This window comes from Mycolicibacterium brisbanense, assembly GCF_001570425.1.
GTDB classification, from domain to species: Bacteria; Actinomycetota; Actinomycetes; order Mycobacteriales; family Mycobacteriaceae; genus Mycobacterium; species Mycobacterium brisbanense.
Window position 1 is genome coordinate 414,093 of sequence record NZ_BCSX01000024.1, and the last position, 24,569, is coordinate 438,661.

General features: G+C 67.2%; 21 protein-coding genes and 1 tRNA gene. 6 read left to right on the forward strand and 16 right to left on the reverse strand.

Translation table 11 applies throughout. From position 1 onward, the window contains the following. Window positions 1-107 precede the first annotated feature (107 nt). The gene (locus RMCB_RS14715) at window positions 108-1,742 is read left to right on the forward strand and encodes a fatty acyl-AMP ligase (protein WP_029370684.1); all 1,635 of its coding nucleotides are present in this window, start codon (window positions 108-110) and stop codon (window positions 1,740-1,742) included. 135 nt (window positions 1,743-1,877) lie between these two features. On the opposite strand, the gene RMCB_RS14720 is transcribed toward RMCB_RS14715, so the two are convergent. Beyond that, a complete protein-coding gene (locus RMCB_RS14720) occupies window positions 1,878-2,516 on the reverse strand; it encodes a TetR/AcrR family transcriptional regulator (protein ID WP_062829329.1) in 639 nt (212 codons plus the stop codon). Window positions 2,517-2,598: 82 nt separating this feature from the next. Between RMCB_RS14720 and RMCB_RS14725 the strand changes: the two genes are divergently transcribed. Next, entirely contained in the window at window positions 2,599-3,258 is a 660-nt protein-coding gene (locus tag RMCB_RS14725; RefSeq protein ID WP_062829330.1) for a DUF998 domain-containing protein, read from the forward strand. Window positions 3,259-3,275: 17 nt separating this feature from the next. Here RMCB_RS14725 and RMCB_RS14730 read toward each other — a convergent pair whose 3' ends face one another. Further along, window positions 3,276-3,821 carry a DUF6611 family protein gene (locus tag RMCB_RS14730; RefSeq protein WP_234792108.1) on the reverse strand — a complete coding sequence of 182 codons (546 nt, stop codon included), beginning with the start codon at window positions 3,819-3,821 and terminating at the stop codon, window positions 3,276-3,278. A gap of 118 nt (window positions 3,822-3,939) precedes the next feature. Between RMCB_RS14730 and RMCB_RS14735 the strand changes: the two genes are divergently transcribed. Further along, the gene (locus RMCB_RS14735) at window positions 3,940-4,974 is read left to right on the forward strand and encodes an epoxyqueuosine reductase (RefSeq protein WP_062829332.1); all 1,035 of its coding nucleotides are present in this window, start codon (window positions 3,940-3,942) and stop codon (window positions 4,972-4,974) included. A 72-nt stretch (window positions 4,975-5,046) separates the two neighbouring features. On the opposite strand, the gene pth is transcribed toward RMCB_RS14735, so the two are convergent. From pth to RMCB_RS14775, 8 genes are all read right to left on the reverse strand, one after another. After that, the gene (pth, locus tag RMCB_RS14740; RefSeq protein WP_062829333.1) at window positions 5,047-5,622 is read right to left on the reverse strand and encodes an aminoacyl-tRNA hydrolase; all 576 of its coding nucleotides are present in this window, start codon (window positions 5,620-5,622) and stop codon (window positions 5,047-5,049) included. Window positions 5,623-5,636: 14 nt separating this feature from the next. Next, the gene (locus RMCB_RS14745) at window positions 5,637-6,284 is read right to left on the reverse strand and encodes a 50S ribosomal protein L25/general stress protein Ctc (RefSeq protein ID WP_062829334.1); all 648 of its coding nucleotides are present in this window, start codon (window positions 6,282-6,284) and stop codon (window positions 5,637-5,639) included. Between the two features lie 153 nt (window positions 6,285-6,437). Beyond that, the gene (locus RMCB_RS14750) at window positions 6,438-7,301 is read right to left on the reverse strand and encodes an oxidoreductase (protein ID WP_062829335.1); all 864 of its coding nucleotides are present in this window, start codon (window positions 7,299-7,301) and stop codon (window positions 6,438-6,440) included. A gap of 16 nt (window positions 7,302-7,317) precedes the next feature. Next, complete coding sequence (locus RMCB_RS14755) at window positions 7,318-7,968, reverse strand: LpqN/LpqT family lipoprotein (protein ID WP_029370692.1); 651 nt, start codon at window positions 7,966-7,968, stop codon at window positions 7,318-7,320. Further along, window positions 7,965-8,306, reverse strand: coding sequence for an arsenate reductase (glutaredoxin) (gene arsC, locus RMCB_RS14760; RefSeq protein ID WP_062829336.1), 342 nt, complete (start codon window positions 8,304-8,306; stop codon window positions 7,965-7,967). Before arsC ends, RMCB_RS14755 begins: the two co-directional genes overlap by 4 nt. 2 nt (window positions 8,307-8,308) lie before the next feature. Further along, window positions 8,309-9,289 carry a ribose-phosphate diphosphokinase gene (locus RMCB_RS14765; RefSeq protein WP_062829337.1) on the reverse strand — a complete coding sequence of 327 codons (981 nt, stop codon included), beginning with the start codon at window positions 9,287-9,289 and terminating at the stop codon, window positions 8,309-8,311. A gap of 112 nt (window positions 9,290-9,401) precedes the next feature. Continuing rightward, on the reverse strand, window positions 9,402-10,850 hold the full coding sequence (gene glmU, locus RMCB_RS14770) for a bifunctional UDP-N-acetylglucosamine diphosphorylase/glucosamine-1-phosphate N-acetyltransferase GlmU (RefSeq protein WP_062829338.1): 1,449 nt from the start codon (window positions 10,848-10,850) through the stop codon (window positions 9,402-9,404). 134 nt (window positions 10,851-10,984) lie between these two features. Further along, window positions 10,985-11,056, reverse strand: a tRNA-Gln gene (locus RMCB_RS14775). 86 nt (window positions 11,057-11,142) lie between these two features. Here RMCB_RS14775 and RMCB_RS14780 point away from each other — a divergent pair. Then, on the forward strand, window positions 11,143-11,736 hold the full coding sequence (locus RMCB_RS14780) for a TetR/AcrR family transcriptional regulator (RefSeq protein WP_062829554.1): 594 nt from the start codon (window positions 11,143-11,145) through the stop codon (window positions 11,734-11,736). Window positions 11,737-11,740: 4 nt separating this feature from the next. On the opposite strand, the gene RMCB_RS14785 is transcribed toward RMCB_RS14780, so the two are convergent. From RMCB_RS14785 to lysA, 5 genes are all read right to left on the reverse strand, one after another. Beyond that, window positions 11,741-13,486, reverse strand: a complete 1,746-nt coding sequence (locus RMCB_RS14785; RefSeq protein ID WP_062829339.1) for a CocE/NonD family hydrolase — start codon at window positions 13,484-13,486, stop codon at window positions 11,741-11,743. After that, window positions 13,483-14,889 (reverse strand): APC family permease, encoded by a 1,407-nt coding sequence (locus RMCB_RS14790; RefSeq protein WP_062829340.1) that lies wholly within the window; start codon window positions 14,887-14,889, stop codon window positions 13,483-13,485. The genes RMCB_RS14785 and RMCB_RS14790 overlap by 4 nt, the downstream gene beginning before the upstream one ends. Window positions 14,890-15,025: 136 nt before the next feature. Then, the gene (locus tag RMCB_RS14795) at window positions 15,026-16,264 is read right to left on the reverse strand and encodes an NAD(P)/FAD-dependent oxidoreductase (protein WP_062829555.1); all 1,239 of its coding nucleotides are present in this window, start codon (window positions 16,262-16,264) and stop codon (window positions 15,026-15,028) included. 149 nt (window positions 16,265-16,413) lie between these two features. Then, window positions 16,414-17,664: a PucR family transcriptional regulator gene (locus tag RMCB_RS14800; protein ID WP_062829341.1), complete on the reverse strand. Its 1,251-nt coding sequence runs from the start codon at window positions 17,662-17,664 to the stop codon at window positions 16,414-16,416. 144 nt (window positions 17,665-17,808) lie between these two features. Beyond that, the gene (lysA, locus tag RMCB_RS14805; RefSeq protein WP_062829342.1) at window positions 17,809-19,149 is read right to left on the reverse strand and encodes a diaminopimelate decarboxylase; all 1,341 of its coding nucleotides are present in this window, start codon (window positions 19,147-19,149) and stop codon (window positions 17,809-17,811) included. A 107-nt stretch (window positions 19,150-19,256) separates the two neighbouring features. On the opposite strand from lysA, the gene mfd reads away from it, so the two are divergent. Both mfd and RMCB_RS14815 read left to right on the forward strand, forming a co-directional pair. After that, window positions 19,257-22,892, forward strand: coding sequence for a transcription-repair coupling factor (gene mfd, locus RMCB_RS14810; protein WP_062829343.1), 3,636 nt, complete (start codon window positions 19,257-19,259; stop codon window positions 22,890-22,892). Next, complete coding sequence (locus RMCB_RS14815; RefSeq protein ID WP_062829344.1) at window positions 22,889-23,929, forward strand: nucleoside triphosphate pyrophosphohydrolase; 1,041 nt, start codon at window positions 22,889-22,891, stop codon at window positions 23,927-23,929. The genes mfd and RMCB_RS14815 overlap by 4 nt, the downstream gene beginning before the upstream one ends. Here RMCB_RS14815 and RMCB_RS14820 read toward each other — a convergent pair. Continuing rightward, the gene (locus RMCB_RS14820) at window positions 23,916-24,230 is read right to left on the reverse strand and encodes a hypothetical protein (protein WP_062829345.1); all 315 of its coding nucleotides are present in this window, start codon (window positions 24,228-24,230) and stop codon (window positions 23,916-23,918) included. The two genes, RMCB_RS14815 and RMCB_RS14820, sit on opposite strands and share 14 nt — an antisense overlap. Window positions 24,231-24,569: the final 339 nt, after the last annotated feature.

Here is a 24,569-nt window from a genome sequence, read left to right on the forward strand (position 1 = left end):
TGTGCGCGCGCCTTCACACTGGCGTCGGACATCAGGCGGAGCATGGAAACCCGGGCGCTGTATCCCATGTCACCGGCGCTGCGGCTCCGGAAGCCGAGGAGGTCGTCGTGAGCAGATTCACCGACAAGATGTACCGCAACGCCCATGAGAGCGATCGCGGCATGGTCACCGGCGAGCCGCACGAGCCCGTCAGGCACACCTGGCTCGAGGTCCACGAACGCGCCCGCCGCATCGCAGGCGGCCTCGCCGCGGCAGGGATCGGGCACGGCGCCGCGATCGGCGTGCTGGCCGGCTACCCGGTGGAGATCGCGCCGACGGCCCAGGGCGTGTGGATGCGCGGCGCAAGCCTGACCATGCTGCACCAGCCGACTCCGCGGACCGACCTGGCGGTTTGGGCCGAGGACACCATGAACGTCATCGGCATGATCGAGGCCACGGCCGTGATCGTCGCCGAGCCGTTCCTCGTCGCCATCCCGGTGCTCGAAGAAAAGGGCATCAAGGTGCTCAGGGTGGCCGATCTGCTGGCCGCCGACCCGATCGACCCGGTCGAAACCGGCGAGGACGATCTGGCGCTCATGCAGCTGACGTCCGGGTCGACCGGCTCGCCCAAGGCCGTGCAGATCACCCACCGCAACATCCACTCCAACGCCGAGGCCATGTTCATCGGCGCGCAGTACGACGTCGAGAAGGACGTCATGGTGAGCTGGCTGCCCTGCTTCCACGACATGGGCATGGTCGGCTTCCTGACCATCCCGATGTACTTCGGTGCCGAGCTGGTCAAGGTCACGCCGATGGACTTCCTGCGCGACACCCTGCTGTGGGCCAAGCTCATCGACAAGTACAAGGGCACCATGACCGCGGCGCCCAACTTCGCCTACGCGCTGTTCGCCAAGCGGCTGCGCAAGCAGGCCGAGCCGGGCCAGTTCGACCTGTCCACACTGCGCTTTGCGCTGTCGGGCGCCGAGCCGGTCGACCCCGCCGACGTCGAGGACCTGCTCGACGCGGGCAAGCCGTTCGGGCTCAAGCCCTCGGCGATCCTGCCGGCGTACGGCATGGCCGAGACCACGCTCGCGGTGTCCTTCTCGGAGTGCAACGCCGGTCTGGTGGTCGACGAGGTCGACGCCGATCTGCTGGCCGCGCTGCGCCGCGCCGTGCCCGCCACCAAGGGCAACACGCGGCGGCTGGCGACCCTCGGCCCGCTGCTGACCGATCTCGAAGCCCGGGTTGTCGACGAGAACGGCGACGTGATGCCCGCCCGCGGTGTCGGCGTCATCGAGCTGCGCGGCGAATGCGTCACCCCGGGGTACGTCACGATGGGCGGATTCCTGCCGGCTCAGGACGAGAACGGGTGGTATGACACCGGCGATCTGGGCTACCTGACCGAAGAGGGACATGTCGTGGTCTGTGGCCGCGTCAAGGACGTCATCATCATGGCCGGCCGCAATATCTATCCGACCGACATCGAACGGGCCGCCGGCCGCGTGGACGGTGTGCGGACCGGATGTGCCGTCGCAGTGCGACTGGACGCCGGGCACTCGCGCGAGACTTTCGCCGTCGCCGTGGAATCCAACGCCTGGCAGGATCCGGCCGAGGTGCGCCGTATCGAGCATCAGGTGGCCCACGAGGTCGTCACCGAGGTCGACGTGCGGCCGCGCAACGTCGTCGTGCTCGGCCCCGGCACCATCCCGAAGACCTCGTCGGGCAAGCTCCGCCGCGCCAACTCGGTTTCGCTCGTCACCTAATCGCTTGCTTGTCACGTAATAGCGTGCGTCACCTGATCGCGCGCGTCACCTGATAGCGCGACCAGACACTCAGGTGCCCGACACGCCGGTGTTCGGGTACCGCCATGTCTGCTCGCCCAGGTTGGTGCGCGGTCGTCACTGACGGCGGTAGCCCGCGAGGAACACCGCTACACCGGCCCGCACATAGCGGGGCACGTCCAGGCGGGCCAGCACGTCCGGTCCGCCGTGAAACAGTGCCTCGTCGATCGGCCGCCCGACGATCAGGAACGCGAAGTGATCGGCGGCCACCGCAGCGTCCGCGACGCTGAGCAGTCCGCGGGCATCGAGGCGGGCGAACACCGCTGCCAGCGCGGCCAGCGTCTGCGTCGGCGCGCGGTCGTAGTAGCGCTGCGCCAGCTCGGGTAGCCGATTCGCTTCGCCGATGACCAGTCTCCGCAGTTGCACCACCGGTTCCTGCAGAACGGTCTTGAGGTACTCCTCGGCGAGGTCGATCAGGACCGGTTCCAGGTCGGAGGCCGTCTGCAGCGCCTCGATTCGCTCACGGAACTGCCCGACCACCCGCACCAACGCGTCGTCGACGATGGCGAAGAGCAGTTCGCGCTTGTCGCCGAAGTGCTTGTAGACCGTCTGCTTGGACACCTCGGCCCGGGCCGCGATCTGGTCGACGCTGGTGCCCTGAAACCCGTTGCCCAGAAAGAGTTCTCGGCCGGCGGCCAGGATGGTCTGGCGTTTGAGTGCCGACCGGGTCGGCAATGGCGTGCGCGCCTGCGTCATATCGCTCCCGTCTTTGAGTACTGGACAGTCTAGTTCTCTAGGCAGTACTGTACCGTCTAGTTCCGTTTGGAGGAGGGCTCTCATGACCACTGCGCACACCGACTCGTGCCCGGTGCCGCTCTCGGTGCGAATCACCAAATCGCTGCTCGGCTACGGAGTACTGGCGGGGCCGATATATGTCACGACGGTGGCTGTACAGGCCGCGACCCGGGACGGCTTCGATCCCGTCCGCTACCCGGCCAGCGTGCTGGCCAACGGGCCACTGGGGTGGATACAGGTGGCCAACTTCCTGGTCAGTGGTGCCATGACGGTTGCCGCCGGGGTCGGCGTGCGCCGCGCGCTGGGCGATCGGCGGACCCGCAGTGCCGGGGTGCTGATCGCCGGTTACGGTGCCGGGTTGATCGGCGGCGGACTGTTTCGGGCCGATCCCGTTCCCGGATTCCCGCCCGGCACTACCGACGTGGTGATCACCTGGCATGGGATCGCGCATCTGCTCTGCGGAGCTGTTGGGTTCGCCTGCGTGGTCGCGGCCGGGTTCGTGCTGGCGGCAGAATTCGCCCGTCGCGGCGATCGGGGGTGGGCGCGATACTCCAGGTTGACGGGTGCGGCCTTCGCCGCGTCGTTCCTTGCGATGATCGCGAGTTCCGGTGCGCCTGCGGCCAATGTGGCCTTCACGGCCGGGGTGGTGCTGGTGTGGGTCTGGCTGGCGGCGGTGTCGGTGAAGATGTATCGCCAGGCCTGAAACATGTTGCGCTGCAGTCAGTGTGGCTGCTCGTGGCGCGATCGCGCGGCCATGTCCTGCTCGATGCGGTCATAGACCTGCCACCAGATGAGCTCGTGGTCGACGACCGAGATCTCCCGTCGTGCCAGCCGTTCGTCGGCGTCGATGAGTCGGGCCGCCGCGGCGGCCAGTCTGTCACGGTCTGCCAGTGCGGAAGGTTCGTCATATCCGGCCATCGTGATGGCGACGATGGTGCGGACCTGTCGGCGCGCCTCGCCGGCCAAGATGACGATGACACCGCCGCCGATCACCGGCACAGCCGTGGACACCGCCAACGCTGTCCACGGTGAAAGCAGCGTGGGGGACAGCCACGCCTCGCACTGCAACCACAGCAGCATGCCCCACAGCGGCCAGCCCCGCGCGGCTCGAATCCACCGGCGGTCGCTTGCCGTCAGGCCGGGCGGGAACACCACCAGCCGGTAGTGGACGATGCCGAATCGGCCCGGCCGGATGTCGATCGAACCCCACACCCGATCCCCGTCGAGCAGTCGGGCTACGCAGCGGCGCAGGGGGTGCGAGCGCATGATGCCCATACTTCGGGTCTACCCCTATTTTGTCGGCACGCACAGGATTCGAACGCTTTCTTGACGCCTGGCATGAAGACTTTTGCACAGCTGAGTATATAAACCTATACTCAGCTGCATGACTGATCAGCTTCCCGCGCGCCTTGCCGGTCATCCCACTGTGCAGGCGGTGCGCGCTCGGCCCGCGCCGAACGTTCCGGCGGTCATCGACGCGGACTGGTTGCGCCGGATCTGTCTGGAGGCCGGTGCCGACGACGTGGCATTCGCGAGCGTCGACGACCCGGCGCTGGCCTCCGAGCGGGAGCACGCCGACGCGGCCCTGCCCGGTGTGCGCAGCTACATATCGCTGGTGGTGAAGATGAACCGCGACAATGTGCGGTCCACCGCGCGCAGCGTCGCCAACCAGGAATTCCACCGCAGCGGCGAGATCATCAACGAAGCCGCGCACCGCATCACGCGCGCGCTGGAGGATTCCGGGCAGCGGGCGCTCAACCCGTCGGCCACCTTTCCCATGGAGATGGACCGCTTCCCGGGGCGGATCTGGGTGGTCGCGCACAAGCCTGTCGCGGTGGCCGCCGGCTTGGGTGTCATGGGCATTCACCGCAACGTGATCCATCCCAGGTTCGGCAACTTCATCCTGCTGGCCACCATCCTGGTGGCCGCACCGATCAGCAGTTACGGTGCGCCGCTGGATTATTCGCCATGTCTGGAATGCAAGCTCTGCGTCGCGGCCTGTCCGGTCGGCGCGATCGGCAAGGACGGCGAGTTCGACTTCGTCGCCTGCTCGGTGCACAACTACCGCGAGTTCATGGGTGGGTTCACCGATTGGGCGCAGACCATCGCCGACAGCTCCGACGCTGCCGATTTCCGTTCCCGCGTCAGCGATTCGGAGAACGCATCGATGTGGCAGAGCCTGTCGTTCAAAGCCAACTACAAGGCCGCCTACTGCTTGGCGGTTTGCCCGGCGGGGGAGGACGTGATCGAGCCCTACCTCGACGACCGCAAGGCGTTCATGGACACGGTGCTCAAACCGCTTCAGCAGAAACGGGAAACGCTCTACGTGTTACCGAATTCTGTGGCAAAGGCGCACGCCGAGAAGCGTTTTCCGCACAAGACCGTGAAGGTGGTCGACAGCGGCATTCGGGGGCGTTAACCCGGCGAGCAGACGTGAAAGCACCGGAAACGCGGCGTGTCGCGGACCGCAGTGTCTGCTCGCGGGGAAAAGTCACCAGGCGTGGACGGTGTTCTGCGCATGCTCGAGGCCGACCTTCAGCAGCAGTTCGGTCGCATCGGCGGCCTGCTCGCAGATTGTCGGGACCTCTTTGCGCTCAACGGCATTGAATGGATCAAGGACGAACGCGGCGGGGTCCTGGCGGCCCGGTGGCCGGCCCACGCCGACCCGGACCCGCTGAAAGTCCTTGGTGCCCAGGGCGGCTGCCACTGAACGCAGTCCGTTGTGGCCGCCCTCGCCGCCGCCCAGCTTGAGCCGGATACGGCCGAAGTCGATGTCAAGTTCGTCGTGGATCACCACGATGTCGGCCGGGGAGATCGAATAGAACTTGGCCAACGGCCCCACCTGGCGGCCGGACTCGTTCATGTACGTGCGTGGTTTGGCCAGCACCACGGACCGGTCTCCCAACCGGCCCGTGGCGACTTCGGCTCCGGATTTCTTGTGCACCTTGAAGGCCGAGCCCATTCGCCCGGCCAACAGGTCAGCCACCATGAATCCCAGGTTGTGCCGGGTCTTTGCGTAGACGGGGCCCGGATTGCCCAGACCCACAACCAGCAACGGCTCGGTCACAGCAAGGATCCGATCTACTCGGCGGACTCTTCGGCAGCAGCCTCGGGCTCTTCGGCGGCGGGGGCCTCGGCGGTCTCGCCCGCACCCTCGGCCTCAAGATCCTCGGCCGTCGGTGCCTCGACGACGTTGACCACCAGCGTCTCGGGGTCGGAGATCAGGCCGACGCCGGCAGGCAGCGCAATCTGGCTCGCGGTGATCTGGGTGCCGGCCTCGGCGCCCTCGATCGACACGGTCAGCTGCTCGGGGATCGACAGGGCCTCGGCCTCGATCTGGATGGTGTTGGCGTCCTGGGTCACCAGAGTGCCCGACGCGGCGTCGCCCTCGACGACGACGTTCACGTCGACCGTGACCTTCTCGCCGCGCTTGACGACCAGCAGGTCGGCGTGCTGGATGTTGCGACGGATCGGGTGGATCTCGAGCGCCTTGGTCAGCGCCAGCTGCTCTTCGCCGTCGATGTCGAGCGTCAGCACGGCATTGGTGCCCGAGTTACGCAGCACGGCTGCGAAGTCGTGGGCGTTGAGCTCGAGGTGACGGGGATCGGTGCCGTGGCCGTAGAGCACGGCGGGAACGCGGCCGTCGCGGCGGGCCTGGCGGGAGGCGCCCTTGCCGGTGCGGGTGCGCACCGTGGCGGTCAGCTTGTTGGGGGCCGAGTTCTTGGCCATGTGTTGCTCCTTATCGGGGTACTGCGGTCAGATCGTCAGTACGGCCAGGGATGCAACAACTCGAAATGTTCCCGTCGATAACGGTGGCCCTTCGGGTCCACCCTCGCCGTGACGCCTGGTCAGGGTAGCAAGAAAGGCCCGCGGGCCAAAAATCTAGAGCGGGTAGGCGGTATCGGTGAGCTGCTCGGACAGCTGCCACAGGGCTTTCTGGGTGTCCACTTTGCGCGCCAGCGGACTGCGTGCGCTCAGGCCTGTCGGGCCCCGCATGCCGAACCTGGGCCCGACGAAGCTGTCACCCGGAACGTCCTGGGATGCCGCGTAGAGGGTCTGGCGGGCGCCGAAGTCGGCGTCGGTGGCGAGCTTGTTGGCGGCAGTCCACACTTTGTCGCCGATCGCGTTGCCGGTCTGGCCCTGCAGGTTGGTGGCCGAGTAGCCGGGATGGGCAGCCACCGCCCGCACCGATGAGCCCGACGCGGTCAGCCGTCGCTGTAGCTCCGAGGTGAACAGCAGATTGGCCAGCTTGGACTGGCCGTATGCGGGCCAGGCCAGGTAGGGCCGGGACTTCCAGTTGAGGTCCTTGAGGCTGATCCAGCCGATGAGGTGCATCAGCGAGGACACCGTCACCACGCGGTCGGTGAGCTTGGGCAGCAGCAGGTTGGTCAGTGCGAAGTGGCCGAGGTGGTTGGTGCCGATCTGGCTTTCGAAGCCCTCGGCCGTGCGGGACAACGGGACGGCCATGATGCCGGCGTTGTTGATCAGCACGTCGACGCGCTCGACGGTGTCGGCGAATTCGCGCACCGACGCCAGGCTCTGCAGGTCCAGTTTGCGGACCTCGACGTTGCCCGACATGGTCTGCGCGGCGGCGGCGCCCTTGTCGAGGTTGCGGACAGCCACGATGACGTCGGCGCCGACGCGGGCCAGTTCGCGGGCGGTGACGAGGCCGAGCCCGCTGTTGGAGCCGGTGACGATGACGGTGCGTCCGGAGAACGAGGGCAGATCGGCAGCGGTCCAGGTCATGGCGATCAGCCTAGGCTCACTTCTTGGTGACGTTGAACCCCGAGATGATGGACTCGATGTCGGGCCCTTGAGCCTGGGCCTGCTCGGCGAACGTGGTGACGGTGAGCTGGATCAGGTACCGCTGCGGCGGCTGCAGCCCATCGGACGCGATGACGATGCGGTTGTAGCTCTGCATCCGCTGGCCGTTGAGGTCGTAAGAGCCCTCGATCATGGCTGACGGGTAGCCGTGCCAATCGTCGGTGGAGGCGTTGAGCTGTTTGAAATTCTCCGACAGCTGGGCGTCGGCGTAACCGTGGTCCTTGATGGCCTTGGCGACGTCGAAGTCGCCGTGCAGCGTGAACACCAGCAGCATCGCGGTCGGATAGGTGTTGCCCTTGGCGATCATCCGGGTGCCGGGCGCCAGGTTCGGGTTGGAGTACGGATGCCACCCCGGTGGCGTCGGCATGGTGACGGCCAGGGTGGGGATCTTCTCGGGTGCGATCGGTTCGCCGCTGACGCCGATGCTCTCCAGATAGTTGGAGATCGGCACCGGCGGCTGGGTGCTGGTCGGCGTGGTGCTGGTCGCGCTGGTGGTCCAGATCGACTGGTAATCAGGCGTTTTCGCGCCACATCCGGCGAGCGACGCCGCAACGGCCAGGGCTGCCCCCGCGGCGATCAGTCGATTCACAGAATCTCGTGCACCGCGTCGATCGGCCGGGCCAGCCGGGTGCCCTTGGCGGTGACGACGAAGGGGCGTTCGATCAGAATCGGATGTTCGGCCATGGCGTCGAGCAGTTCATCGTCGGACGCATCGGCCAAACCGAGTTCGGCATACAGTGATTCACGCTTGCGCACCGCGGTCCGGACGTCGATGCCTGCGTCGGCGATCATCTGCTTCAGCTCCGCGCGGCTCGGCGGAGTCTTCAGGTACTGCACGATCTCGGGCTCGATCCCGTTCTCGCGCAACAACTCCAGCGTCTTACGCGAGGTCGAGCACTTCGGATTGTGGTAGATCCGGTCGGCCATGGCTACGCGGACCCGTCGAACAGGCCCGTCACCGAACCGTTTTCGAACACGGCGCGGATGGTGCTGGCCAGCAGCGGTGCGATGGACAACACCGTCAGCTGCGCGAACTGCTTCTCCTCACCGATCGGCAGGGTGTTGGTGACGATCACCTCGCGCGCGCCGCATTCGGCCAGCCGCTGCGGCGCCGGGTCGCTGAGCAGGCCGTGGGTCGCGGCGATCACCACGTCCTTGGCGCCGTCCTCGTGCAACAGCTTCACCGCGCCGGCGATGGTGCCGCCGGTGTCGATCATGTCGTCGGTCAGGATGCAGGTCTTGCCCTTGACGTCACCCACGACGCGGTTCGACTTCACCTGGTTGGGCACCAGCGGGTCGCGCGTCTTGTGGATGAAGGCCAGCGGCACGCCGCCCAGCGAGTCGGCCCACTTCTCCGCCACCCGCACACGGCCTGAGTCGGGGGAGACCACGACCATGTCCGAGCCCGCGTACTTGTCGGCGATGTAGCCGCACAGCAGTGACTGTGCCCGCATGTGGTCGACCGGGCCGTCGAAGAAGCCCTGGATCTGGTCGGTGTGTAGGTCGACGGTCAAGATGCGGTCGGCACCGGCGGTCTTGAGCAGGTCGGCGACCAGGCGAGCGGAGATCGGCTCGCGGCCGCGGTGCTTCTTGTCCTGCCGGGAGTAGGGATAGAACGGCAGGACCGCGGTGATGCGCTTGGCGCTGCCACGCTTGAGCGCATCGATCATGATCAGCTGTTCCATCAGCCACTGGTTGAGCGGCCACGGATGGCTCTGCAGCACGAAGGCGTCACAGCCTCGCACCGACTCCTCGAACCGCACGAAGATCTCACCGTTGGCGAAGTCCCTCGCGGTCTGCGCAGTGACCGAGACGTCGAGTTCTTTGGCGACCTGCTCGGCGAGTTCCGGGTGTGCGCGACCCGAGAACAGCATCAAGTTTTTTCGGTTGTCGGTCCAGTCCGTGGCCACTATGGCTGCCTTCGCGGTCGGGGATCGATACGGAGCAATCGTACGTAGCGTTTCCGCGCCCGCGTTGCCGGGTTACCAGACTGCCAACACAAAGCGTCGAGTAAGTGCGGCGTCACTGGCTGTCGCCGCGCGCTTTACGCGCTGCTTCGGCAGCCGCGGAGCCGGGGCGTTTGCGTTCGACCCAGCCCTCGAATGTGCGTTGCGCGTTGTCCGATACGGCCAGCGCACCTGGCGGAACGTCGTCGCGCAAGACGGTGCCCGCGCCTGTGTATGCGCCGTCGCCGACCGTCACCGGCGCGATGAACATGGTGTCCGAACCGGTCCGGACGTGCGAGCCGATCGTGGTGCGGTGCTTGTTCTCGCCGTCGTAGTTGACGAAAACACTCGAGGCCCCGATGTTGCTGTGATCGCCGATGTCGGCGTCGCCGACGTAGGTGAGGTGCGGCACCTTCGTCGCCGCGCCGATCGTCGAGTTCTTGGTCTCGACGAACGCGCCCAGCTTGGCCTCGGCGCCCAGGATCGTGCCGGGGCGCAGGTAGGTGAACGGGCCGACAGTCGCACCGGCGCCGATCACGGCGAGCTGTCCGTGCGTGCGGACCACCGACGCGCCGTCACCGACCTCGACGTCAGCCAGCGTGGTGTCGGGGCCGATCTCGCAGTCCGCGCCGATCTCGGTGGTGCCGAGCAGCTGGGTTCCGGGCCGCACGACGGTGTCGCGGCCGATGGTGACGTCGACATCGATCCAGGTGGTGCCCGGGTCGATGATCGTCACGCCCGCCCGCTGGTGGGCGGCCACGATGCGGCGGTTCAGTTCGGCACCCAGATCGGCCAGCTGGACGCGATCGTTGACACCGGCCACCAGCGCGCTGTCGTCAACGTGGTGGGCCCGGACCGTGCGGCGGTCCTGGCGCAGGATGGCCACGACGTCGGTCAGGTAGAGCTCCTGCTGAGCGTTGTCGGATCGCAGCCGGCTCAGCGCGGACCGCAGGTCGGCGATGTCGAAGGCGTACACCCCGGCGTTGATCTCGCGGATCGAGCGTTGCGACTCGCTGGCGTCGGCCTGCTCGACGATGCCGATCACTTCGTTGTCCTGCGTGCGCAGGATGCGGCCGTAGCCCGTGGGGTCGGCGACTGTCGTGGTCAGCACCGTCGCCGCGGCCGTCGCCCCGGTGTGCCCGGCGATCAGATCGGCCAGTGTGTCGGAGTCCAGCAGCGGTACGTCGCCCGAGGTCACCACGACGGTTCCGGCGAAATCATCGGGGAGCGCGCTCAGCCCGCAGCCGACGGCGTGGCCGGTGCCGCGTTGTTCGTCCTGGATGGCGATGTCGATGGTGCGGCCGAGCTTGTCGGCGAGCTCGCTGACCGCCGGGGCGATGCGTTCGCGGTCGTGACCGAGCACCACCACCACATGCCGCGCCGCCACGTTGGCCACGGTGTGCACCGCGTGCGCGAGCATGCTGCGCCCACCCAGGGTGTGCAGCACTTTCGGGGTGTTCGAGCGCATCCGGGTCCCGGCCCCAGCGGCCAGTACGACGATCGCGGCCTCGGTCGATGCGGTCACAGTTCCCCTTTCACCGCGAGTCCCCTTTCACCGCGAGCGTGCGTGTCTGCCCCGCGACACGCCGCATCCAGCACGCATTTTGCGCACGCTCGTCGCTATACCGAGGCCGCGCGCTCGGCAAGCCTCACTCGTTGCTCCGTCGCCAGGACTCGAACCTGAACTATCTGAACCAAAATCAGAGGTGCTGCCGATTACACCACGACGGACCGATCAATCCGAGACTCTAGTGCAAGTCGATAGGCTGGTCTGCGTGGCAGCACCCGAGAAGGAAGTGCGTGCGCCCCGCGCCCGGATGACCGGCAGCGAACGGCGGCAACAGCTCATCGAGATCGCCAAGTCGCTGTTCGCCGAGCGCGGCTATGACGGCACCTCTATCGAAGAGATCGCGCAGCGCGCCAACGTGTCCAAACCCGTGGTCTACGAGCACTTCGGAGGCAAAGAGGGGCTGTACGCCGTCGTCGTCGACCGCGAGATGTCCGCGCTGCTCGACGGCATCACGTCGTCGTTGACCAACAACCGCTCCCGCGTGCGGGTCGAGCGCGTGGCGCTGGCGTTGCTCACCTATGTCGAGGAACACACCGACGGCTTCCGCATCCTGATCCGCGACTCGCCCGCGGCGATCACCTCGGGCACCTACGCGACGCTGCTCAACGATGCCGTCAACCAGGTGTCGTCCATCCTGGCCGGGGATTTCTCCCGGCGCGGCCTGGACCCCGAGCTCGCCCCGCTCTACGCCCAGGCACTGGTCGGTTCGGTGTCCATGACAGCGCAGTGGTGGCTCGACGTCCGCGAACCGCCGAAAGAAGTGGTGGCCGCGCACGTGGTCAACCTCGCGTGGAACGGCCTGACACACCTCGAACCCGATCCGGTACTGCACGAGGAGTAGGCGCTCAGCCCTCCACGGTTCGCCCCTCTTCGACGGGCAGCACGACCCGGCTCAGGGTTCCCGGCCCGTGGTGCACCGTATTGACCGCGATCAGCGGTTCTGCGTGTTCGACGACGGGTCCCATCTGGTTGAGGTTGCGCGCGAACCATGGGAAGTCGCTGCTGGTAACCGAGACCCGGATGCGATGGCCGGGCAGGAATACGTGATGCGTGGGCCACATCTCGACGTCGAATTCGTACACCGTGCCCGCGACCATCGGGCCGGACGTCGTTTCCAACGATTCCCGGTGACAGGCCCGCAGGCATCCCTGGGTGACCTTCACCGAGCGCCCGTCGGGGTGTACGTCGGTGATCTTCACGTGCCAATCGGTGTCTTCCCGGTCGCTGGACGCCGAAAGGTGAACGCGCGGCCAACCGGACACTGTGAGCGCGTCGTCGAGCACCTCGCCCGTGTACGTCAGCACGTCGGCGCGGCCCTCGTTGGCGGTCTGGTCCAACGGCACATCCTCGACGGGGTAATTGCGGACGTCGAGGCCGGTGGGCATGGGATCGGCAGGGTCATAGGTGAAGCTGCGAGCGCCGCACACCGAATCGGCGCCATCGACCCGCAGCGTGCCCGCGACGGCGTCGCCGCCGAAGTGCAGCGTGCGGGTGCCGGTCGACGTGGGCCACGCGGCAGGGGTGCGCCACCGATTGTGGCCTGGCTCGAACAGCGAGACGGGCGGGTCTTCAGCCGCGCCGTTGTCAATCCCCTTGAGCCAGTAGTCGAACCAGCGCAGGTGTTCGGCATCCATGTCGACCGCCGCGTCGGCGCCGAAGTCGATGTCCGCATACCGCCGGTCCGGGAACCGGGACTTGACGTGGCTCCACGGCCCGACCAGCAGGCGCTGCCGGTCGGCGGCCGGCGAATCGGCCATCATGTGCTCGTAGTGATGGAACGCGCCCAGCAGGTCCTCGAGGTCGTACCAGCCGGTCACATGCAGGCAGGGGACGTCGATCGTCGAGTAGAGGTCCTCGAAACGCAGCGAGCGCCACAAATCGTCCATGGTGTCGTGGGTCATGAGCATTTCCCACGTCGGCCCGGTCGGGTTGATGACCTCGCCGAGTGCGCGGACCGGCAGCGTGCGCAGCACCGCGTCCCAGTCGTGCTGTTCGAGGCCGTGCGCTTCGGCGATGCGCCGCCGCACCAGATAGACCCACCACCCGAAGTACAGCTGGAACACGCCGTTCAGATAGGGGATCTCCTGCTGCCAGCGACCCGCGGCGGAGGTCGAGACCATGCAGCGCAGGTGGGCGGGCCGCTGCGAGGCGGCAGCCCATTGCACCCAGCCCATGTAGCTCAGCCCTGTGGTGCCGACCGCGCCGGTCGACCAGTCCTGGGTGCCGGCCCATTCGATGACGTCGTGGGTGTCCTCGGCGTCGTGGACGAACGCCTCCCAGACGCCCTCCGACTTGCCGCGACCACGCGTATCGACAGATACATACGCGTATTCGTTGCCGCGATAGAACTTGGCCTCCTCCGCTGAGAAGACGCTGTTGTCCTTGTCGTAAGGGGTAACCGACACGATCGCGGGGACGGGTAGGGCCGCAGCGGACGGGAGCCACACGGTTGCCGCGAGTTCGACGCCGTCGCGCATCGGGATGCCGGTCTCGAATACCGTGGGCTCTCCGGGCGGCGTCGGGTCGCCGACCACCTGTTGGTCGAACAGCGTGCGGTTTCCGTTGACGAGGATGGGGTTGCGTGCCGTCACGCCGTCACCGCGCCGCTGTCCGTCGGATCGCAGTCATGTGCAGCTCCTTTCGAGGGAATTCGGGGTTTCAGATTTCTGCGTGCCGCGGCGTAGGCCACGGTCGAGACGACCAGGACGCCTGCCACGATGGCCAGGTCACGGGGCGCCTGATTTTTAACCGCCAGCAGGACGCCGACCAGCGCGATCAGCGGCGGCAGCGGCCACCACAGCATTTTCAGCGGACGTTCGTCGTGCCGGTCGCGCACCCGCGAGACCAGTGCCGACACCGCGATCAGGACATAGAGCCCCATGACAAGCAGGCCGCCGAACGAGGCGAGCGAGGTCAGTGACGTGAATGCACACAACACCGCGTTGCCGACCCCGCAGACCAGGATGCTGTAGACGGGCACCTGATTGGCGCTGAGCCTGCCGAAGACCGCATTGAGCGGTCCGGGCCACATACCGTCCCGCGCAGCGGCGAAGATGATCCGTGGGTACACCAGCGTGACGGCCAGCGCCGCGGCGAACATCGCAACGATGACCCCGACGATCATGATCTTGGCGCCGACGGGTCCCATGGTGTGCTCCGCGATCACGGCCAGTGGGACGTCGGTGCCGGCCACCTCGCGCAGGTCGGGAATCGCAAACGTGGCGGCCACGACAGCCACCAACTGGATACCGACCCCTAATCCGACCGCCACCAGCACGGCCTGTGCCGACGCCTTGTGCGAGTGGCGGGCCTCTTCGTCGAAGTACAGCGGTGTGTCGAATCCGTTGTAGCCGAACAACGCTGGGCCGACCGCCAGCAAGATTGCGCTCACCGCCACCGGGCCGACGTGATCACCGGCGGCGATCACCGGATGGGTGAGCGGATTCGGGATGTCCGGCGACGTGTGCGTCAGGCAGAACACCGTGAACACCAATACGACGAGGATCTCCAGTGCCAACAGCGTCGCAGCGACCCAGCTCGCGGCGGCGATCCGGCCGAGCGAGAGCATGATGATCATCGCGAGCATGGCGAGTGCGGTCAGGTTCACCGGAAGTGCGGGAACCAGTTCATGCAGGAAGGTCGCGGCCGCCACGAGCACCAAGGCCGGCACCACAAGGCCGGAAACCAGGAACAACATGTTCGTCACGCCACCTGCCACCGGGCCCAGGACCCCGCGAACGATCGTGTAGGCGCCGCCGGAGCCGTGATGGATCGACCCGAGTTCGGCGAAACACGCCGCGATACACACCGCGATGACGCCCGCCAGCAGGAATGACCAGATGACACCGGTTCCGGCCAACCCAAGCGCGGTGCCGTAGAGCAGGAACACCGACGTCGTCGGTGATACCCCCGACAGCGCCAGCGACAACACGTTGAAGCGGCCGAGGGCACCGCGTTCCAGCGTTGTCGTGCGCTCGGTGGGTTGGTGAGACATGTCGCGCTCTCCTCTCGTCGGAGTGAGTTGGCACACAGGGCGGCATTCAGCATGTGGTAATGCGCGTCCGATGGCGTTATCGCCGGCTACGAAAGATCGGGTGGGCATTGGTCGTGCGCGACCACAGCGGGTCACTTCAACGAAGCGGACTGAATGGGGCCAGTTCGGTCGGTGCGACGCCGGTGACGATCTGTTCAGCCAGCAGCCTGCCGGTGATCGGTCCTTGCAGAATTCCCCACATGCCGTGGCCGGCGGCCGCGTAGACACCGGGTAGTCGCGTGGCTCCGATGAGCGGAAGATTGTCGTGGCTCATCGGCCGTGGTCCCACCCAGAGGTCCTGGACCTGCCAATCGCGCACTCGCAGCAAGGGGGCGGCGGCCCGGATCATCGCGTCGATGCGGTCCGGGTTCAGCGGCGCATCGCTCTTGCGGAACTCCATCGTCCCGGCGATCCGCAGCCGGCCACGATAGGGAGTGCACGCGATCCGGGTCGACGGCAGATACATCGGTGCGGTCACCGGTTCGGTCGCGACGGAAAACGAATAGCCACGGCCCGCCTGCACCCTGATCCGGACGCCGAGGTCGCGCGCAAACCGCGAGATCCACACCCCGGTGGCGAGTACCACGGCATCCGCATGCAGCGGGGCGGTCGAGAGCGTGTCGACGAACGTCGGGCCCGACCCGTGCCGTATCCCGCGTACCTCGACACCTTCGCGGATCTCGCCACCGCGGTCCCGCACCGAGCGAGCCAATGCCTGCAGGAACGTCTCGGGCTCGAGGAACCGCTGACCGGTGAGTTCCCAGACCGAGGTGATTGCGTCACTGAACTGGGCCGGCCGGCGAGCGCCATCCACTGGGTTCGCCGCGATGTCGACGCCGGATCTCGCGAGCGCGGCGACCTCGGTCAGCAGTCCGGCGCTCTGGTTCGCATTTTCGTAGCCGACGTAGATCGACGATTCGCTGGGGGTGTGATCGACGCCTCCGGCGACCAGCGCGTCGAACGCGGCCAGGGCGCCGAGGTTCAGGCCCGCTAGATCTTTCACGCCCTTCTGCCACGCGCGGTGTGTACACCGCACGGCGAATCGGGCGAGGAAACCGAGTGTTTCCCCGCTGGGCAGCAGCGGGATGCTCAGCGCGGCATCGGATTTGCCGAGGTTCGCGATGCCGTATCGCAGCGCCGACGGTTCGGCCAGCGGCGCTGCCAGCCCCGGGGTCAGGAAGCCCGCATTGCCCCACGATGCACCTGAGGCCACCTCGTTGCGGTCCACGACAGTTACCTCGACGCCGTGTTCCTGGAGAAACCAGGCGGTTGCCAGGCCGACCATCCCGGCCCCGACCACCACCACTCGCTTCGGCGCCGAGCCTGTCGTCCTCATCAAAATTGCACCCGCCTTCTGGTCGTCCACTCACGATGAGTCGCCAGTGTCGGTCGTGGTGATGGGTCGCCACATCGTCGGCGGACGAGAAGCCGACGGCACGATGTTGTGCGTACGCACCAGCGGCGGGAGCGTTCGCGTGCCTCTGACTACCGGCGGTCGATCAGCCGGCTCAGTCGGAGCTGCACCATGAGGCGGAAGCGGGCCTCGGGATCATCCAGGTCGGTACCGACCAATTCACGCACTCGGCGCAGCCGATACCGGAATGTGTTGGGGTGTACGTGCACGGCCGCCGATGCCTTCGGTACATCCCCGAAAGCATCCAGCCACGCCTCGAGCGTCTCGACGAAATATTCGGCCTGTTCGGCGACGGGCCGTATCGAATCGAGGGGATCCAGTCCGTCTGCCGCGGCGTCAGCGGCCAGCTGAAGCAACAGGGAATCGACATGGATGTCGCGGAACAGGGCGACCCGGTCGGGTGCTCGGCCTGACCGAAGCACCCGCAATGTCCGCTCGGCGTCCTGGCGAGATCGGGTGATCGGCACAGGTGGGGCGATCACACGTCCGATCCCAATGACGGCGTCGGCGCGCCGGCCGATGCGGTCGAGAAAGTCCTCGGCGATCCGGCGCAGTCCGGCCTCCGGGTCAGGTTTGCAGTCGCGTGCGTCCAGCCGGTCCCGGCAGACATTGACGGCCAGCACGGCGTATCCCACGCCGTTGACCAGCGCGACCGCAGAGCGCGGATGTACAGCGCCCAGGTGCATGGCCAGTGCGTCGGTCAGTCGTCCGAGGTCGGTGCCGCATTCGGACTCGGTCGGATGCCGCAGGCCGAGTGCGAGCACGGCGAGCGATCCTGAGCCAAGCCCGAGCCGGGCCATCGCGTCGCCGGCGCCGTCAGCCCCGGATAGTACGGTCGCCACCAGGTCGGCGCGGACGCGGCGCTGCGCATCGGCGTCGGCGCGGTGGCGTAGTACTTGCAGCGCGACGAGCTTCGCCGATTCGCACAGGGCTCGGTGGCGTTCAGGGGGCAGCGGCTCGGCGACAGCTGCCCATAGCGAACCGAGGTATTCGTCGCCGGCCCGTACCGCAACAGCAACTCGGCCCAGCTTCATTTCCGGTGCGTCGGCGGGTACCCACACTGGCTCGTCGCAGCGCAGCAGGTGCTCGAAAATCCCTGCCTCTTCCAGGAATTGGCGATAGCTCGCGGGGACCTGCCGGTTGAGCACCGTCGTGACCCTCGGCTGATCGGTCTCGTCCTGCCTGCCGGAGAACGCCAGCACACGCGAACTGCCGTCCTCGATCGTGATCGGCGCGTCGACCAGCGCACTGATGGCGTCGGCGAAGGTGAAGAGATCGCCCGCGGGTTCTCCGATCAAAGCGGGTACCGCACGGTCGTTCATGCCCGTCTCACCTGGATCGCCGCTCCTCACTCGCCGAATCCACCGAGCGTGCCACAAGCTGCGCACCAGAGCAGCGGTTATGTCGGCCAAAGGACTGTCGGCGACGTCAGGTACGTCGATTCCCGGTCCACGAGGAGTAGGCGCTCAGCCCATATCGCGGGCAAGCAGATCGGTGGTCGTCTCCCGACGCACCAGCAACCGTGCCCGTCCATCGCGCACCGCGACCACCGGCGGGCGACCCACCATGTTGTAGGTCGACGCCATGCTGTGGTGATAGGCGCCGGTGCACGGCACGGCCAGCAGGTCACCGGGGTGAATGTCGGCGGGCAGTGCCACGTCGCGGATGATCTCGTCGCCCGCCTCGCAGTGCCTGCCCACCACGGTCACGGTCTGGGTCGGCCCGAGTGCATGCCGATTCGCCAGTGCCACAGTGTATTTCGCGTCGTACAACGCGACTCGGGCATTGTCGCTCATCCCTCCGTCGACCGCGACGAACGTCCGCCCACCGGGTTGGGATTTGACCGTGCACACGCGGTAGAGCGTCACCCCGGCGCGTCCGCTGATGGCGCGCCCGGGCTCCACCACCAGGCGCGGCCGGGGGAACCGCTCGGCGCCGCATGCGGCATCCACCGCGTCGTCGATGACGTCGGCGAGGGCGGCGGGGTCCAACGCCGCATCCCCGGTCACGTAGGGGATGCCGTGCCCACCGCCGATATTCAGCTCGGTCAGCACCACGCCATGCCGACGCCGGATGTCGGCCATCGCGGCGATCAGCCGTCGGATCGCCTCCCCGTACAGCGCGGGATCGGTCACCTGTGAACCGATATGGCAGTGCAGGCCGACCAGTTCCAGGTGCGGCGTGCCCAACACGCGGGCGGCGGCCTCGGCGGCGTGCTGCCCGGCCAGCGTGAAACCGAACTTCTGATCGCAGACGCCGGTTGTGACGGCCCGATGCCCCTGGATGTCGATGTCCGGGGTCACGCGCAGCAGAACTCGTTGGCGTCGGCGCACCAGCCCGGCGAGATAGGTGATCTCCATCAACGAGTCCACCACGATGCGCCCGACGCCGGCGTCCAGCGCATCGTGCAGCTCGTCGCATGACTTCGCGTTGCCGTGCAACACAACCCGGCTCGGCGGCACGCCTCCGGCCAGTGCGGTGGCCAGCTCTCCTGCCGAGCACACGTCCACGCCGAGCCCCTCTTCGCAGGCCCACCGCGCGACGGCCGTCGTCAGCAATGCCTTGCCCGCGTAGACCACCTCGGTGCCGCGCAGGGCGCTTCGATAGTGCTGCGCCCGGTGCCGGAAGTCGGCCTCGTCGAGGACGTAGGCCGGGGTGCGGTACTCGTCGGCGATCTCGGTCAGCGGCACCCGACCCACGGTGATGCGACCCTGCTCGTCGACGTGGGTGGTCAGCGGCCAGATCGCCGGGTCGAGGCGGGGCGGGGCAGCTGCGCGCAGCGAGGGCAGGATGTCGAGCAATGTCATGACTTCACCGTGCGTCGCGGGGCGTTCCCTGTGGGGCGCCTTGACGCTCCCTTGATGCTGGCGGGCCCGATTTTGGCGAAACTACAGCCCCCTAGAATGGACGCATCATGACCGCACCGGGGCACACCCATGTCCAGACCCCGATCGCGGGTCTCATCGAGCTGGCTCTGTCCGATCCGTCCCTGCAGGACGTCATCCGTCGCGCCGCCGAGCGACCCGCCGATCTCGCGCTGGTCGGCCCGGCCAGCGCGCGGGTCCTCGTCGCCGCTGCGCTGGCCCAGCACGGCCCGCTGCTGGTGGTCGCCGCGACCGGCCGCGAGGCCGACGACCTGACCGCCGAGCTGCGCGGCGTGTTCGGCGACGCCGTGGCCCTGTTCCCGTCCTGGGAGACGCTGCCGCACGAGCGGCTGTCGCCGGGTGTCGAGACGGTGGCTGCGCGGTTGCTGCTGCTGCGCCGGCTGGCCCGTCCCGACGACGCGACGCTGGGGCCGCCGCTGCGGGTCGTGGTGACGACCACCCGGTCGTTGCTGCAGCCGATGTCACCGGACGTGGTCAGCGTCGAGCCGGTCAGCCTGTCGCTGGGCGACGAGGCGGATTTCGAGGAGCTCATCGCACGGTTGGTCGACCTCGCCTACACGCGCGTCGACATGGTGGGTAAGCGCGGTGAGTTCGCGGTCCGCGGCGGGATCCTGGACGTCTTCCCGCCGACGGCCGAGCATCCGGTGCGGGTCGAGTTCTGGGGCGACGAGGTCTCGGAGATGCGGGCCTTCTCGATCGCCGATCAGCGTTCGATCCCTGAAGTGCCGGTCCAGACGTTGGTCGCGGTGCCGTGCCGCGAGCTGTTGATGACGCCCGAGGTGCGGGAACGTGCCGCGGCCCTGGCCGTCGAGCATCCCACTCATGAGAACAGCGTGCCCGGCAGCGTGCCGGACATGCTGGCCAAGCTCGCCGAGGGCATCCCGGTCGACGGCATGGAGGCGCTGCTGCCGCTGCTGCATCCTGTCGAGCCGACGACGTTGACCGCGCATCTGCCCGAGGGCGCCCCGGTGCTGGTGTGCGATCCCGAGAAGGTGCGCACCCGCGCGGCCGATCTGATCAAGACCGGCCGTGAGTTCCTGGAGGCGTCGTGGTCGACGGCCGCGGTCGGCGGTGACGCTCCTATCGACATCGAGGCGCTCGGGGCGTCCGGGTTCATCCCGTTCGACGAGGCGCGCGCCGGTGCCGTGGCGGGCGGACATCCCTGGTGGACGCTGTCGCAGCTCTCCGACGGAGCGGCCACCGAACTCGATGTGCGTCCGGCCCCGTCGGCGCGCAGTCAGCAGAGCTTGGACGAGATCTTCGCGATGCTGCGGGCCCACGTGGCCACCGGCGGCAGCGCGGCCATCGTCACGCCGGGCACCGGTACGGCGCATCGCGTCGTCGAACAACTCGGTGAATCCGACATCGCCGCAACGATGTTGGAGCCGGGGGCGGCGCCCAAGGCCGGCGTGATCGGCGTGCTCAAAGGCCCGCTGCAGAGCGGTCTGATCCTGCCCGGCGCGAACCTGGCGATCATCACCGAAACAGATCTGACCGGCAACCGGGTCACCGCTGCAGAAGGCAAAAAGCTTGCGGCCAAACGTCGTAACGTCGTCGATCCGCTGGCGCTGACGGCAGGCGACCTGGTGGTGCACGACCAGCACGGCATCGGCAAGTTCGTCGAGATGACCGAGCGGGTCGTCGGCGGCGCCCGCCGTGAGTACCTGGTGTTGGAATACGCGTCGGCCAAGCGCGGCGGCGGCGCCGACAGGCTCTACGTCCCGATGGATTCACTGGATCAGCTGTCGCGGTATGTCGGCGGCGAGGCGCCTTCCCTGTCGAAGCTCGGCGGCAGCGACTGGGCCAACACGAAAACCCGGGCGCGCAAGGCAGTTCGGGAGATCGCCAGCGAGCTCGTGGCGCTCTACGCCAAACGGCAGGCCTCGCCCGGGTACGCGTTCGCGCCCGACACCCCGTGGCAGGCCGAGATGGAGGACGCGTTCGGCTTCACCGAGACGATCGATCAGATGACGGCCATCACCGAGGTCAAGGCCGACATGGAGAAGCCGGTGCCGATGGACCGGGTGATCTGTGGCGACGTCGGTTACGGCAAGACCGAGATCGCAGTGCGCGCGGCCTTCAAGGCCGTGCAGGACGGCAAGCAGGTGGCCGTGCTGGTCCCGACGACGCTGCTGGCCGATCAGCATCTGCAGACCTTCACCGCACGGATGGCCGGCTTCCCCGTCACCGTGAAAGGGCTGTCCCGGTTCACCGATCCGACCGAGTCCCGGGCCGTCATCGAGGGCATGAAAGACGGTTCGGTGGACATCGTGATCGGCACCCACCGGCTGTTGCAGACCGGCGTGACGTGGAAAGACCTGGGCCTCATCATCGTTGACGAGGAGCAGCGCTTCGGCGTCGAACACAAGGAGCACATCAAGTCGATGCGCACTCACGTCGACGTGCTGACCATGAGCGCGACCCCGATCCCGCGCACCCTGGAGATGAGCCTCGCAGGCATCCGCGAGATGTCGACGATCCTCACCCCGCCCGAGGAGCGCTACCCGGTGCTGACCTATGTCGGCCCGCACGACGACAAGCAGGTGGCGGCGGCGTTGCGTCGTGAGCTGCTGCGTGACGGGCAGGCGTTCTACATCCACAACCGGGTGCGGACCATCGACCAGGCCGCCGCCCGCATCCGCCAGCTGGTGCCGGAGGCGAGAGTCGTTGTCGCGCATGGCCAGATGAACGAAGAGATGCTGGAGAAGACGGTCGAGGGCTTCTGGAACCGTGAATACGACATCCTGGTCTGCACCACGATCGTCGAGACCGGCCTGGACATCTCGAACGCCAACACGCTGATCGTCGAGCGGGCCGATACGTTCGGCCTGTCACAGCTACACCAGTTGCGCGGTCGCGTGGGCCGCAGCCGCGAGCGCGGCTACGCCTACTTCCTGTACCCGCCGGAGCAACCACTGACCGAAACGGCCTACGACCGGTTGGCCACCATCGCGCAGAACAACGATCTGGGGGCCGGCATGGCCGTGGCCATGAAGGACCTGGAGATCCGCGGCGCGGGAAATGTGTTGGGCGCCGAGCAATCCGGGCACGTGGCCGGAGTCGGTTTCGACCTGTACGTGCGGCTTGTCGGCGAAGCGGTCGAGGCGTACCGCGCGGCGGTTGACGGCAAAACCGTTGCCACCGCTGAGGAAGCGAAGGAAGTACGGATCGACCTGCCAGTCGACGCGCATCTGCCGCCGGAGTACATCGGCAGTGACCGCTTGCGGCTGGAGGGTTATCGGCGGTTGGCCGCGGCTCCCGACGAAACTGCCGTCGCCGCCGTTGTCGACGAACTCACCGACCGCTACGGTCCGCTGCCCGAGCCGGCGCAGCGCCTCGTCGCCGTGGCCCGGCTGCGGCTGCTGTGCCGGGAGTACGGCATCACCGAGATCGGTGCGGTGTCGGCGTCGACGCTGCGGGTGTCACCGATGGTGCTGCCGGATTCGGCGCAACTGCGCCTCAAGCGGCTCTATCCCGGCGCGCACTATCGGGCCACCACGTCGACCGTCCAGGTGCCCATTCCCCGGGCCGGCGACGGAATCGGCGCACCGCGCATCCGTGATCTCGAGCTGGTCCAGATGGCAGCCGGTTTGGTGTTGGTGCTCAATGGGAAACCGCCGGAAGCGATTGACATGACCAAGTTTTCCAGCGAGGCCCGCCGATGACCGTTGTTCTGGTTGATCCGCGCCGCCCCTCGCTGGTTCCGGTCGAGGCGATCGTGCACCTGGCCGGTGACGTCCAGTACACCGAGGAAATGCCGGTCAAGGTGCCGTGGTCACTGCCTGCCGCGCGTCCGGCCTATGACGGTGACGATGCGCCCGTGCTGTTGTCCTCCGATCCCGAGCATCCCGCCGTCGTTGCGCGTATCGCGGCCGGCGACACGGTGATCTCCGCACCCAAACCTGCAGCGGGGGAGCGGCTTGTCGACGCCGTCGCGATGATGGACAAGCTGCGCACCGCGGGACCGTGGGAGAGCGAACAGACCCACGATTCGCTGCGCCGTTATCTGCTGGAAGAGACCTACGAGCTGTTCGACGCGGTCCGCGGAGGCAACGCCGACGAACTGCGCGAAGAGCTCGGTGATGTGTTGCTGCAGGTGTTGTTCCACGCCCGCATCGCCGAGGACGCGCCGGTGCACCCGTTCAGCATCGACGACGTCGCCGACGCGCTGGTTCGCAAGCTGGGTAACCGGGTACCGGCAGTGCTTGCGGGGGAACCGATTTCACTTGACGAGCAGCTGGCCCAGTGGGAAGAGCGCAAGGCTCAGGAGAAATCCGTCAAGTCGCGCACGTCTTCGATGGACGACGTCCCCACCGGGCAGCCGGCTCTGGCGTTGGCGCAGAAAGTGATCTCCCGGGTGACCCAGGCCGGGCTGCCCGCCGATCTGGTGCCCGCTGCCATCACCACCATCTCCGTCACCGCTGACACCGACGCCGAAAATCAGCTGCGCACAGCGGTATTGGAGTTCATGGACACCGTGCGGAGAGTCGAGGCCGACGTCGCCGCGGGACGTCGCGGGGAGGACGTCCCCGAGTCGCTTGATGTGACGCCGTTGGGCACCATCACCGAAGCCGAATGGCGCGACTACTGGCCTGCGAGCGACTTTACGGTCGAGCCGGAGGTGGAAGTGCCCGATGTCGAGTCCGCGTCCGAGTCCGAGTCCGGGGACGATGCGGAAGCCGGCGACGTCACGACCAACTGACAGGTCTCAGTTCGGCGGCCTTGGCGCGCAACGTCAGCACCCGCTCGCGAATGCGATATTCGGTGGAACGGGCCATCCAGGCCGGGCGGTAGCGGCCATGCCTGATGCGGAACACTCGACCGTGGGTGATCTCGCACCTCAGCGCAGCCGATATCGCCTTCGACGGCCGACCTTTCGTGGTGAAGCCGTAGGCATCGAGTGCGTCGACCAGGTCGGCGACCGATTGTTTCCCGTGTTGGAAAAGGTGCATGGTCAGCACGTAACGGAGTTCGATTCCCTTGAGTAGCAGCTTGTCTGACATGACCGCACGATGCCACCTGCCACCGACAATCCCGGCTGGTCACATCTGTCACACCAGTCCCGGTTCGGAAACCAAGCGACGTTTTGCCCGGCTGTTAGCGACAAAGTCGCGGAAATCGCACCAGGGACATCTTTATTCACTCTGGAACCGCAGATTTTCCCTGTGCCCTGACGTCGCGCACCTCAGCGGACCCGTAAGCAACTGCAGCCACATCTGCACCGGAATTTGACGTGCCCGCCTAGTAGCGACACTGTCGTTCGCAGCGCGGGCACACAACCACTGGGGCAGAACGGGTCTCGTGGTGCCAGACGGACGGACGGGGTTGGGCGATTCGTGACC